Raw genomic sequence first — 13320 nt, 5'->3', positions numbered from 1 at the left:
TTGATAAACATATTATCATACCTCAAAATTAGATGCAAAAAAAGATAGATTAAAATATTTGTGATAGGCTTGAACCAATAAATGATATCATTTGCTAAAAGTGGGATGAACCACGTTGGTCACAAAAAATAGAGTGTGATTAAGGGAATCCTTATCTTTACATTTGGATGAAAATAGTAGAAAAAATACTAAAAAAACGTTGGTATTATCATAGTTTAATTTGGTTGTTATCTGTATTGATAATTTTTGTTTTTCTGGCTTCAGAAAGTACAGATATAATGGACAAGATCATTGATACTGTTACAATTATTGTTCCTTCCATGATTCTTACTTATCTACTATTCTATTTTAAAGACTATTTTTTTTCTAAAAAACAATATGTCAGTTTTGGTATTGTAGCTATTATGATTACTGTAGCTATGGGGTATTTTGCTGCTTATTTTAGTGCTTATTTGTACGATGAAGTTAAGTTAGACACGAGACAATGGGTGCAGAATATGTTTATAATGGCCTTTATAGTAGTGGTGTCTCGAATAGCAAAGAAAGGTATTATTAGCCAATTAGAACTCCAAAAACTTCAAGTAGAAAAGTTGAAAATGGAAATTCATTTATTGAAAGCTCAACTCAACCCACATTTTCTTTTTAATACTATCAATAATATATGCGGTGTTAACCAGGTGAATTCAGAGAAAAGTACTGAAATGCTTATCAACTTAGCTGAATTACTTAGATATCATTTAGAATTCTCAGCTGTTCATAAAATTCCGGTTCGTAAAGAAATTCAGTTGATAGAAGCTTTTATAGAATTAGAAAAGATGAGATTACGGAATAATTGTTCTGTAAAATTTGAGCGATCTAAAACCGATATTGAAACTTCTATAGCGCCATTGCTTCTTTTACCTTTTGTCGAAAATGCATTTAAACATGGGACGCATACTTCACTTCCTAGTTTTATACATATTAAATTGTCTTATAACCAATCTGGACTAGAATTAATTATAGAAAACAGTTTGTTTAAAAATCAAAAAGTTTCCAAAAATAACATTGGACAAAAAAATACCATAAAGCGTTTGCAACTTATTTATCCAGATAGACATCAACTAGTGATTGAAGAAAAGGACGAAACATACCTTGTTCATCTAAATATTAACTTATGAATACTACCTATAACATACTGATTGTTGACGATGAACCTTATGCACATAATTTATTGGAAAGCTATTGTGACAAACTAGATTATGTGAAAATAATTGGAAACTGCTACAATGGTATAGAAGCACTTAATGAAATCAATAAGCAACCGGTAGATATTATTCTTTTGGATATACAAATGCCAGAAATCTCTGGAATTGAATTGTTAGATACTATTCAAAAAGAAGATATAAAAGTGATTATGGTTACTGCGTATTCTGATTCTGCTATCGAAACTTACAACTACGACTTAGTGGTAGATTATTTATTGAAACCTATAAAATTTGTACGCTTTGTCAAAGCTTTAGAGCGGGTGAAAAAAGTTATTATGCTTGAGAAAAATGAAACCTCTCAAAGTTTTGAAACTAATATTTCTAGTACTAATGCTACCTGTTTTTGTATAAAAGAAGGAAAAACTATTCATAAGATAACGTATGAATCTTTACTATATATACAATCTTATGGGAACTATTTAAAACTATTCCTTATCGATGGAGAAATGAAAATTATTAGAAATACGATCTCTAAAATTGATAAAGAATTATCCGTGTTTGAATTTTGTCGAATCCATAAAAGCTACTTGGTAAACCTAAAACACGTTAGCAAAATTGATGGAAATAGGATACAAATAAATGATATTACCTTACCACTAGGCAGTAGTTATTCTCATTATTTTAAAGAAAAATTTATTCGGGAATAATCCTAATGATATTCTAAGTTTGATTAATTGTTGGTTTTCTTTTTCAGTCTTCTAATTTCCTGTATTAATTTTGGAATGTCTTGTTTTGCATTTGCTATAAAATCTTGATTATTATCAAAAAGTGGATTAGAAATATAAATATCTTCTCCATCTGTCATGATAAAGCTATCTCCACTTGTATGATCTCTTCCTTCAATCATTGATTTCCAAGGTCCTTTTGTAGCTCTATTACATCGGTTTTCTATTTTTTTTAATTCTTTTTCAGTCATTTTTTAAGAAGTTCTATTGATTGTAAAGCGATACAAATACAGAGCTTTATGAAGCATCTCCTGTCATTTGTTTTTCATGTTTGTTGGGAGTTTTTATATTTATTTTTTTGAAAACCTCCTCTGTTTAATTTTTATTCAATTGCCATTTGCAACGCTCACTTAATGGGGTTGGTTGAATAACACTTTCTTTAATGCTGAAAAAAGACAAATATCCTGTAGTAATAAATTGGCTTTTATATCACTGTATAATTGCATTATCTACAACGCCGCATCATGGCCTGTATCAAACAAACATACTTTCATGATTACCATTCTCGCCAATCCTCTGTTATATCTTCATTTCTATCATTGTAACCTTTTAAATGTCCGGCTATAATAATAATCTCAGCGATAAATTCTCTTTGGTCAGTTTCAATTAATTCGTATTCGCACTTTTTATTTAAATCATTTAGTTCAAGAACAACTTTTTTCACAATTTTCATTCCGTTTTCTTTGGAGTCAGAATTCGATATTTCAACAAGAAAATTATCAATTAGCGTCATACATTTTTCTACATCAGATTTTGTGTATTCCGTTTCTCCATATTGAATATATTCAATCATTCCCATTTTTAGGATTTCTGAGTTTTTTTTGATTTCTGCGTTCTCTTTTATATTCATTTTAGATTTGTTAGTCTGCTTATTATTTCCATTTTGTCCGTAAGCAAATACAGTACATAAAATTAGACTTATGGTTAAAAGTTTAATTCTCATTAGTTTTTCTTTTATATGGGTAACTAAAATAGTAAATATTTTATGCCTCGAATCTTTCTGTTACGATTACGCTATCAGGAAGAGACATGAATATGACCACTAGCGAGTAAACCATATGATGAGGGGAGAAGTTTTTTGTAAAAGAGGAGGAATGAAGTGTAAGGTTTTTAGTACTCTTACCAGAATTATTAGGTTTTGTTATGTGTACTTATTTTGTTGATTAACCCTTTAAAGATAAACCCATGAAACGGGTATACAGCATACCAGTATAGTCTGCCTGCCAAACCTAAGGGTCTAAATGTAGCAGTTTGGATTACATCCTTATCCACTATTTTAAATTCAAGCCATGCTTCTCCTGGTAGTTTCATTTCAGCAAGAAGCAATAACCGTCCTTCTTGTTTATTTGCATAAAGCACCCGCCAGAAATCCAGTGAGTCTCCAGCAGATATAGTGGATTGGTTTGTGCGGCCTCTTCTCAATCCAACTCCACCAAATAATTTATCAAAAAAGCCACGTATTCTCCATAACCAATTTCCATAATACCATCCGTTCTCACCCCCAATACTCCAGATTTTCTCTATTGATGATGTGTGGTTTTCAGTTTGCCGAATACGTACATCTTTAAAACATCCAAATTCTGGAACAGCTATAAATTCTGATATATTACTAGTAATCTCACTACTAGAATAAGAATCTTTCCAGCTAGAAGCAATCTCATTATTTTTAATATTATTAAATGCTCTTAATAAAGCTTCCTTGTAGGATATGGGTTGGATCTTTAGTAGGGTATTGATTTCATGATTTCTACATACAACTTCAACCTTCATACTATCGACCAGGGATCTAGCCAGCTTGTAAGAAGTAGAGGTTACAAAATATAGCCAATAAGAAGAGAGTCTGGGGGTCATTACAGGTACAGTCCAGATTCTCCTTTTTAAATTTCTAACTTTAGCAAAGTCAAGCAGCATTTCTTTATACGATAGAATATCATCACAGCCAATATCAAAATTCCTGTTGTACGTTTCCTCTTTAAGGATACATTCTGTTAAAAAACGTTGCACATCTGCTATTCCTATCGGCTGACATTTGGTAAGAAGCCATTTTGGCGTAATCATAATAGGAAGTTTTTCTACCAAGTCGCGCATGATCTCGAAGGATGCGCTGCCCGATCCAACAATGATTCCTGCTCTAAAACAAGTTAGGTTGTAGTTCCCTTTCCCTAGCTCATCTTCAACCGTTTTTCTTGATAGCAGATGTTTAGATAGGTTAGATTCATTAACTATACCACTTAAATATATTACTTGTTTTACAGTTGTATTAGATAATGTATTCCGAAAATTGATAGCAGATTTTTGCTCTAATGATTTATAATCGTCAGATGTCGACATAGAATGCACTAAATAGTACGCTACATCAATATCGTTTGGGATTTTTGAAAGAGAGGAAGCCTTCAATAAATCAATTTCTATTACTGAAATACTTGCGCTCAAAGATTGAGGAGGATGAAATCTAGAGGTATCCCTAACGCAACATACCACATGATGCCCTTTATTTACTAATAAAGGGAGAATTCGTTTTCCGATGTAGCCTGTGGCACCTGTTAAGAGTATTTTCATTCATGTAAATCATAACCCGTATACAGGACATATATCCTGTATACTTGTTTATACTTATGTATATGTATTTGCACATTTCTTTGTATCACGATACTCATGTATACTAACGCTTTTATTTTTAATAATGACTAGAGAATCTTATCTAAAATACAATAATATATGTGATATAGGTTAGAAAAAGTAGCTGAATAAAATTAATAAGTAATGCCATTTTAACGCCCTTATGTTTTCTTTTTAGTCCTTTTTCTAAATCAGAAACTTGATTATCGATATCTTTTTGCTCATCTTCTTTGTTATTACTATTCGCAATACCGTTAAAAAACCAAAAGAACTTTTTATAAGGACTTGAATGTGGGGTTATTGTATACACGGTGATAAGGATAGAAAAAATTGAAAAAAGGATTATTAAACTGGTGATCAATTTAAACAAGGAAAGATGTAAGGGGGAGACGAATGCTGTTAAATCACTTGTAATTATTGTGACACTAATGATGATTAATACATTAAGTGCTAAGATAAACACTCCTTTAGTATTGATTTCGGCATTATGCCCGTCAAATCGTTCTATTGTTTTTGTGTTTTTTATGTAGTCCATTTTAAATGTATTATCAGTTATTACGTGAATAACCATATTTCTAAATACGACCAGATAACATTACCAGGGTAATGTCTATCTCTTTACATAAAAGTACGACGACCTTTTTTAATAAAGTTACGGGAAACCTCATGGTATGGGAATGATTGATTCTCGATACAATTTTTCTCCATTACATTACGAAAAATCACTCGAACCGATGGGTTAACACGCTACGTCACAACTTGTCCCGAATTTTCCTCGGGATCGAGTGATTCGATACTTCGACATACTCAGTACAGGCTGGAGAATTGTATCGAGATGCTTTTGAAAACGATAGTAATTATTGATTCTCGATCTGACAAAACATGAACAATAAACCCTTGCATGAATCATCATGCAAGGGTTTAGTATGATAGGTTTATTGTGTTTTTTATGCTTCTTCCGGAGAAATAAATTTGTACACCAATCCGGCTAAAATCGCTCCTATGATTGGAGCTACCCAAAATAACCATAATTGCTCTATTGCCCAACCTCCTGCAAATAATGCCTGACTCGTACTTCTGGCAGGGTTTACCGAGGTGTTGGTTACCGGTATACTTATAAGGTGAATCAGAGTTAACCCTAGTCCTATGGCAAGGCCTGCAAAACCTTTAGGAGCTTTAGAATGAGTAGCTCCCAAAATAATGATCAAAAACATAAATGTCATTACTATTTCGGTTACTAAAGCCGCAAGCATAGAATAGCCTCCTGGGGAATGTTCTTCATACCCATTGGCAGCAAACCCACCAATTTCGAACCCTGATTTTCCTGTGGCAATAAGGTATAAAATCCCTGCACCGGCAATACCACCCAATACCTGGGCAACAATGTAAGGTAGCAGTTCTTTTTTATCAAAACGACCACCTATCCATAATCCGATAGATACTGCGGGATTAAGATGGCAACCCGAAATATGCCCAATGGCGTAGGCCATCGTTACAACGGTTAAACCAAATGCAAGAGCAACTCCTGCAAATCCAATCCCTAACTCTGGGTATGCCGCTGCTAATACAGCACTTCCACACCCACCTAATACTAACCATAAGGTCCCAATAAATTCTGAAATTAATTTTTTCATGTTGTTTATTCTATTGTTGATGTTACTAATGAGGGTATGAATTACTAAGGTACTTATATTTCTTTTAGAGGTTCTATTCTCGTATGATCTTTTCTCCAACTTCGGATTAAGTGCAGAATAATAGGATAACTATAATATAATCACACGATCAGACAAGTACTTATTACAAGAAACCCCCTGCTTGATGATTCAAACAGGGGGTGTTATACTATAGATGTATTATCTTATTTCTTAGGGTCAAGGATGGCGGTGATACGTTCTGCGATATCCTGCAGGTGATATTGTGTCATTCTATCTGATGTTCTTCCAGTGGCGTTTCTTACTGCGCGGCGTAGCGTGTTTAGCTCTGCACGCACTACCGCTCTAATATCACTTTGTGAAGCATTTACATTAGTTCGTATTACAAAGCGTCTCATATTCTCCGGAATCTTAGGCTGCTCTTTGGTCATCAAAAATTCTAGTCGATCGATATAGGCTCTCTGTAAATTACGACGATATACATCGATGGTACGACCACTTCGTAATTCGCTCCATAGTCCCGATCGTAGTTCGGTCATCATATCGAGTAGGGTATAGGCTTCTTTATTGTTTAAAGCTTCATTCTCGATTAATCGCGCCATACGACCATGATCTAACAGGTTGTTTAAGGTTCTCACCTGGAAATCACGAATACGTTCTACATTTCCTGCAGATTCTATTTTATCAAAAATAGTATTGTCGAGTAACCAATCCGGAGTGCTAAACAATTGCTCGTGTAAAAATTTCATGGCACGTTTCTGATTTGCTTTGGTCACATGAGAGTATACAGCCCCTTTTTGATCATAGGTTTTGTAATATTCATATACTCCACCAATATTAGAAGATACATGGCCCATATATCGATTAAACTGCCCCAATACCTGTCTGTACATCGTGCCCAGATCATCATAGTTTTTACCGTCTTCGGCAGTCCATGTGATGAGGTTGGGTACAATTCTTTTTAGGTTTTTGATTCCGTAGGTACTGGCTAGTACGGCATCATCCCCAAGATCTTCGGTTTGTGAGCTTGGATCAATAACTCCTAACTGTTGTTTCCCGAATCGATACATAGGATCATTTTGATGCTCCAGTATCCAGTTGTCCAGTGTCTTTTTCTCTTCTTTGGCAGTTGGTGTAAGTATCGGTCGATATCCCCATCGTATCGCATGCTTATCATAGATACCGATATTAGGCATTAAGGCAACATCACCATCTCCTGGTTGGGCAACATAGTTAAACCTTGCATAGTCCATTATCGATGGTGCCGTACCATATTTCTTAGTAAACTCAGGGTCTCTTAGAGATTCTACAGGATAGGCAACACTACTTCCCATATTGTGTGGTAGCCCCAGGGTGTGACCTACCTCGTGAGCAGATACAAATCGAATCAATCTTCCCATTACTTCATCCTTAAAAGCAACACTCTGCGCCTGTGGATTAATTGCTGCGGTTTGTACAAAAAACCAATTGCGTAATAAGGTCATTACATTATGATACCAGTTGATATCACTCTCCAGGATCTCTCCCGATCTGGGATCACTTACATGAGGTCCGTTGGCATTAGGGATTGGAGAGGCCAGGTAGCGCACTACAGAGTAGCGCACATCCTCTGGACTCCAATCAGGATCTTCTTCTACTGTTGGAGGATCTTTGGCGATAATAGCCTCTTTAAATCCTGCTTGTTCGAAGGCAACCTGCCAGTCTTCGATCCCTTGCTTAATATATGTTCTCCATTTTTTTGGAGTTGCACGGTCTATATAGTATACGATTTGCTTTTTGGGAACGACTAGTTCTCCTCGTTTAAACTTTGCAAGATCTTCATCTTTTACCTCTAATCTCCATCGATCCAGGTAACGTACCGTTTTACTTTCTTGCGCTTCTAACCCATAATCCGTTTGTCCACGGGCAAACCATCCTACTCGTTGGTCAAAATATCGACGTCTCATAGGTGTTTTAGGAAGCAGGATCATAGAATTGCTCATTTCTAATGAGATAGATCCTGTACTAGCATTAGAAGGTGGTTCGGCAGCACTATAGGTTTTTACATGACGAGTTTCGATATTTAACGGGTAACTTCTAATCGTATCGATATACGATCGGGCAACATCTAATTTTGAAATTTTATACTGCTTTCGTCTCCTTACAGGAAACCCTAAAGGTTTTACGTCTTTTTTAAACAGATCGGTAACCTCGATCACTGTTGCATTCTTTACCGCATTGGTAGAATCTTTATAAAATGCCTTAATCGGAAATGCATATAATACTGGTTCGAAATTAGAATTTTCTACGGCTTCATGAATCGGTAAAGAATCCGAAGCGAAGACCTGATGTGATACGACACGAAGTAATATCTGTTTGTTTTTTCGTTGCCAGCGTAATACCTGAGTGTTTTGTTTTCCGCCTCCAAAACCAATCCCCGTAGCGGTTTTGGCAATACGAGTAACCATAAGCATCTCTCGGTTAAACAATGAATCCGGAATCTCATAATAGTATTTACTACCTATATTATGAACGGTAAATAAACCTTTGTCGGTTTTAGCCTTTTTGGTAATAACCTTGTCATAAGGTTTAATGGTGTCTTTGTCCTTACCTGGTTTTTTGGCATCGGCCGTAGGGTTTTTTCCTTTTTTAGGTTGAAGAACAGAACAACCGCTAGTGGTGAGTACTACTAAGCATAGAAGCAATCTAAATGTATTTTTGAGCATGTAAAGAATTTTTAATCGGCGGAAGGTAACAAAATAAGAAACCCCAATATGTGAAAGTAAGGTTAAAGGTAGATTGGTAAAGGGCAGAACCTCTGTTAATTGTGAATTTATTATGAGTTTTGTTGTTGTTCATGTACCCTTTGAGAGCACAAGCTATTAGTTTAGCATTCTATATTTGTAAGAAGTTTAATCTTATTGAATTTCTGAAAAACCAGAGGAGAAAGGATTAACCTTCTGAAATAATTCTACTGTTTTTGTTCAAAACACTTCAATTATGAGATGTATTCTGCTTCATGAACATATGGTTTTTACTAAAAATGTGTTTGATAACCATATTTAAAAAGGTAAATAGCCGTACATTTTAAAAAAAAAATTATCTTTCACAGGTTTTTATTAAAACCGTTTCTATTATTTAAACATTTTCAAAATATATTTATGAAAAAATCTTTTATTACACTCGTACTTATGATGTCCTTTGCGGTATCATTTGCAAATAGCTCAAAAGAAATTAACAACAATAACCTTAAAATATCGGTACTTACAAATACTGTTTTTGCCAAAAACGGCATGAAATTTGCCTTAAATTGTCTAGCCGAAATTAAAATTACCACTAGAACAAATGGAAGAATAACTGGTGTACAGACATGGTATGTTAGATGTGAAAGAGTTGATACTTTTTTAGCAGAGAGAAGTCAACAATCACAACAAGCTGCATTACCAGCAGAAATAACTGGGGATAGAGCTGGCGCTTCAATCGGAACACATGCTCCAGCTTTTTTAAACTAAAATAATTTTTATAGAAACGGTTTTAATTACTTGTAAAAGAATAGAAAAATGAAAATATATATATTTATTGCGTATATCTTTTTTAATATATCATTAATATCTGGGCAAACTACACAAGGTGAAATAGGGTATATAATGAGGCAACATCTTGAACTTTCCTCAGATATAATAGAAAGAGAGACTATGCTTCTTTTTACAGATATAAAGTCATTGTATACTTATAAAGATGAACCTAAACAGAATGCTGTAAAGAAAAGTGAAGATGGAATGAGTTATGAACTTGTCGAATATGATATTGATACCACCAAAAAAGTATTTTATAAAAATCTAAAAAACGATCTACTAGTATTTAGAAATACTGTATATAAAACTCCATATATTATTGAGGAACCAATCCCTAAAATTGATTGGAAATTAACTAGCGAAAAAAAAGAAATTTTAAACTATCCCTGCCAAAAAGCAATCGGGGAATTTAGAGGAAGAACATACCATGCGTGGTTTACAGATAAAATACCAGTAAGTACTGGTCCTTATAAATTCAATGGATTACCTGGTTTAATACTGGAAATACAAGACACAGAAAAAGAGATTAGTTTTACTGCATTCTCTGTTAAAAACAGAACTATAAGTACGGAATTATTACCTCCTAATAATGGCGAAAAAGTATCATCTTTAACTTATTTTAAGAAGCTTAGAGATATAGGAAAAGAAATAGAAGCTGAAGCAAAAAAAGAACAACTTAAGATAATGGCAAAATTTGAACGAGGAGATGTTATTCCGGGATCATTTGTTTCTGTTAATACTGAGGATTGGGATTATATTGAGCGTACTCATGAATTAGACAATAAATAATATTGTACTTTTCTAACAAAACTAAAAACCTATTTAATTACCTAATACTTACCATAGTTTTAGGTAATTTTTCGTATGGCCAGTATCAAATAAGCGGTACTGTCACCGATTCTTTACAAACTCCTTTGAATAAGGTAAATGTTTATTTGAAAACCAAAAAAGATAGCGTAATTACTGGATTTGCATTTACCGACAATAAGGGTAATTACACCATAAAAACAGAAGTTCCAGATATATATATACTAACATTTAATGCGCTTTCTTATCAAGCTAAAAGTTTTACTGTCAATTTTAAAACGAACCAACGCATTCTCAAAAAAAGTGTTAATCTAAAAAAGGAAACACTTACACTAGACGAAGTTGTTCTAAAGTATGAGAAAAAAATTTCTGTAAAAAAAGACACTATAATATTGAAGGCAAGTGCCTTTGCAGATGGAAGAGAAGAAGTTGTGGAAGATTTATTACAAAAATTACCTGGAATTGAAGTCAATAGCAACGGAACTATTTCAGTTGAAGGTCAAAATATAGAAAAAGTAATGATTGAAGGAGATGATTTATTTGAAAAAGGATACCAACTACTAACCAAAAATTTAAATGCCGAAATCATTGATAAAATCGAAATTTTAAAAAAATATTCTAATAACTCATTACTTAAAGGGGTTGAAGACAGTGATAAGGTAGCCCTAAATCTAACTTTAAAGGAAGGAAGAAAATCGCAACTTTTTGGAAATGCATCTACCGGCTATGGCACGGATAATAATTATGAGGTAAAAGTAAACCTAATTTCATTTCTCAAAAAAATGAAATTTTACTCCTTTGGTAACTTTAACAATTTAGGTAATGATCCCACTGGAGATATTGGCATGCTGATAAATCCTAATGCATATGGTACAAATTATTTTGTAGGAGATGATGAAAATGTTTCTGGGTTTACAAACATTAATACTTCAATCCCTAATCTTGGATCTAGTAACACTAATTTTAACAATGCCGAATTTGTATCTCTAAATTCAATTTATAATCCCTTAAAAAAGCTAAAAATTAAAACCATTGGTTTTCTAACCTTTGATGAAAAAGATTTCTTTAGAAACAGTTTTACAAAATTTACGTTGCCAGACGAAACTAAATTTACAAATACTGAAGAATATACATTAAGAAAAAAATATGATGTAGGGTATTTAAAACTTGATGCAAAATACGAGATCAATAAAATGTCCAATATAAACTATATTGGAAAATATAACTATACCAATACAGATACTTTTTCCAGCTTACTATTTAATAAAGAAAATATAGATGAAATAGCTAATACTAATGGAGAATACCACGATCACAAATTAGACTACACTATAAAAACGAATAAAAACAAAGCCTTAATAGTACAATCTCGTTATTTAAATCACAATCTACCTGAAAACTATAATGTAAACACTTTTTTGTACCAGAGTTTATTTCCTGATCAAGAAAATATAGCAGGTGTAAGACAGCTTAACACAAATGAGCTAAACTTTTTTGGAGTTACAGCAAATTATATTGTAAATACAAAAAGAAAGAACTTTAATATAAAGATTGGATATACCCAAAAAAAGAGCAGCCTTATATCTAACCTTTTCTTAACCCGTAATCAAGAAAATACAATAAGTAATATTGATGGATATCGAAATGATGTTACTTTTTATAATAAAGATTTTTTTACAGAAGCTAGTTATAAAATAAAATTCAAAAATCTATCATTAACGGGTAATATTACAACTCATCAATTATTTACAACATTCCAAAACCATATCCTGCAATCAGAAAAGAAAAAGAATCCTTTTTATATTGCTCCCAACATACAATTGCAATATGGTTTAGATAAAAAAAATAAGATCATATCAATTTATTCTTACAATACCGATATTTCAAATTTCAATACATTAATAGATAATAGTATTTTATCGAACTATCGTAATTTTTACTCAGGAGGAATCAAAGAATTTACCACTCTCAATTCAGATTTCTTTCTGTTTAATTATATATATGGTAATTGGTCTGATGAATTTTTGATAAATGCATCATTTGTACACAATGAGAGTAAAGATTTTTTTAGCTCTGATACAACTATTAATCAAGATTTCAATCAATCTAATCAGATTATATTACCCAATAAATCATTTACAAATATTTCCTTAACTTTAGACAAATATCTCAAAAAACTATCTTCTAACTTAAAATTAAAAGGAGGATATATTATTACAAATTTTAAAAATATTATAAACAACTCAGAAGTTAGAAGTATCGAAAATATGTCTATTAATTATGGAATAGAATATAGATCCGCGTTTATCAATAAATTCAATTTTCATATAGGCACAAGTTGGAAAACTTCTATTGTAAAAGCAAACTTCAAAAATGACAATACAAATAATACTACCTTTTTAGACATTACCTATAATGCCACAAGTAAGCTTAGTTTTCAACTTAAAAATGAACGATATCATTTTGGGAATTTAGAAGAAGATAATAATACTTTTTATTTTTCAGATTTTGATGTTAAATACACAGTAAAACCAAATGCACTTAGTTTTCAGCTTATTGGGCATAATTTATTTAACACTAATACCTTCGGGAACTTCTCTATTAGTGATACTGCGATTTCATCAACCACTTATAATTTAATCCCAAGGTATTTGTTTTTAAAAATGGATTTCAGATTTTAATCTGTATTTTATACCAAAAACTGGTGGATTTCAAATCC

The 13320-nt window shown here is 32.7% G+C and carries 11 protein-coding genes; 5 read left to right on the top strand and 6 right to left on the bottom strand.

From position 1 onward, the window contains the following. Positions 1-167 precede the first annotated feature (167 nt). Together ATE84_RS24080 and ATE84_RS24075 are read left to right on the top strand one after the other, a co-directional pair. Positions 168-1157 (top strand): sensor histidine kinase, encoded by a 990-nt coding sequence (locus tag ATE84_RS24080; protein WP_101450343.1) that lies wholly within the window; start codon positions 168-170, stop codon positions 1155-1157. Next, entirely contained in the window at positions 1154-1891 is a 738-nt protein-coding gene (locus ATE84_RS24075) for a LytTR family DNA-binding domain-containing protein (RefSeq protein WP_101450342.1), read from the top strand. Before ATE84_RS24080 ends, ATE84_RS24075 begins: the two co-directional genes overlap by 4 nt. A 23-nt stretch (positions 1892-1914) precedes the next feature. On the opposite strand, the gene ATE84_RS24070 is transcribed toward ATE84_RS24075, so the two are convergent. From ATE84_RS24070 to ATE84_RS24045, 6 genes are all read right to left on the bottom strand, one after another. Next, entirely contained in the window at positions 1915-2160 is a 246-nt protein-coding gene (locus ATE84_RS24070) for a hypothetical protein (protein WP_101450341.1), read from the bottom strand. Positions 2161-2465: 305 nt separating this feature from the next. After that, positions 2466-2912: a hypothetical protein gene (locus tag ATE84_RS24065; RefSeq protein WP_101450340.1), complete on the bottom strand. Its 447-nt coding sequence runs from the start codon at positions 2910-2912 to the stop codon at positions 2466-2468. 188 nt (positions 2913-3100) lie between these two features. Continuing rightward, positions 3101-4528 carry an SDR family oxidoreductase gene (locus ATE84_RS24060; protein ID WP_101450339.1) on the bottom strand — a complete coding sequence of 476 codons (1428 nt, stop codon included), beginning with the start codon at positions 4526-4528 and terminating at the stop codon, positions 3101-3103. A 142-nt stretch (positions 4529-4670) separates the two neighbouring features. Then, positions 4671-5123, bottom strand: coding sequence for a hypothetical protein (locus ATE84_RS24055; RefSeq protein WP_143273701.1), 453 nt, complete (start codon positions 5121-5123; stop codon positions 4671-4673). Positions 5124-5535: 412 nt separating this feature from the next. Next, positions 5536-6222, bottom strand: a complete 687-nt coding sequence (gene aqpZ / locus ATE84_RS24050; RefSeq protein ID WP_024771865.1) for an aquaporin Z — start codon at positions 6220-6222, stop codon at positions 5536-5538. Positions 6223-6446: 224 nt separating this feature from the next. After that, positions 6447-8945, bottom strand: a complete 2499-nt coding sequence (locus ATE84_RS24045; protein ID WP_101450337.1) for a zinc-dependent metalloprotease — start codon at positions 8943-8945, stop codon at positions 6447-6449. Positions 8946-9380: 435 nt separating this feature from the next. On the opposite strand from ATE84_RS24045, the gene ATE84_RS24040 reads away from it, so the two are divergent. From ATE84_RS24040 to ATE84_RS24030, 3 genes are read left to right on the top strand one after another with little or no spacing between them, the layout of a single operon-like run. Further along, entirely contained in the window at positions 9381-9731 is a 351-nt protein-coding gene (locus ATE84_RS24040) for a hypothetical protein (protein WP_101450336.1), read from the top strand. A gap of 48 nt (positions 9732-9779) precedes the next feature. Beyond that, positions 9780-10583 (top strand): GLPGLI family protein, encoded by an 804-nt coding sequence (locus tag ATE84_RS24035; protein ID WP_101450335.1) that lies wholly within the window; start codon positions 9780-9782, stop codon positions 10581-10583. 2 nt (positions 10584-10585) lie between these two features. Next, entirely contained in the window at positions 10586-13282 is a 2697-nt protein-coding gene (locus ATE84_RS24030; RefSeq protein ID WP_158237326.1) for a carboxypeptidase-like regulatory domain-containing protein, read from the top strand. Positions 13283-13320: the final 38 nt, after the last annotated feature.

Origin of the sequence: Aquimarina sp. MAR_2010_214 (genome assembly GCF_002846555.1) — a bacterium.
GTDB lineage: Bacteria > Bacteroidota > Bacteroidia > Flavobacteriales > Flavobacteriaceae > Aquimarina.
Note: the sequence above shows the minus strand (reverse complement) of the source record. Positions and strands in the feature narration are given on the sequence as shown.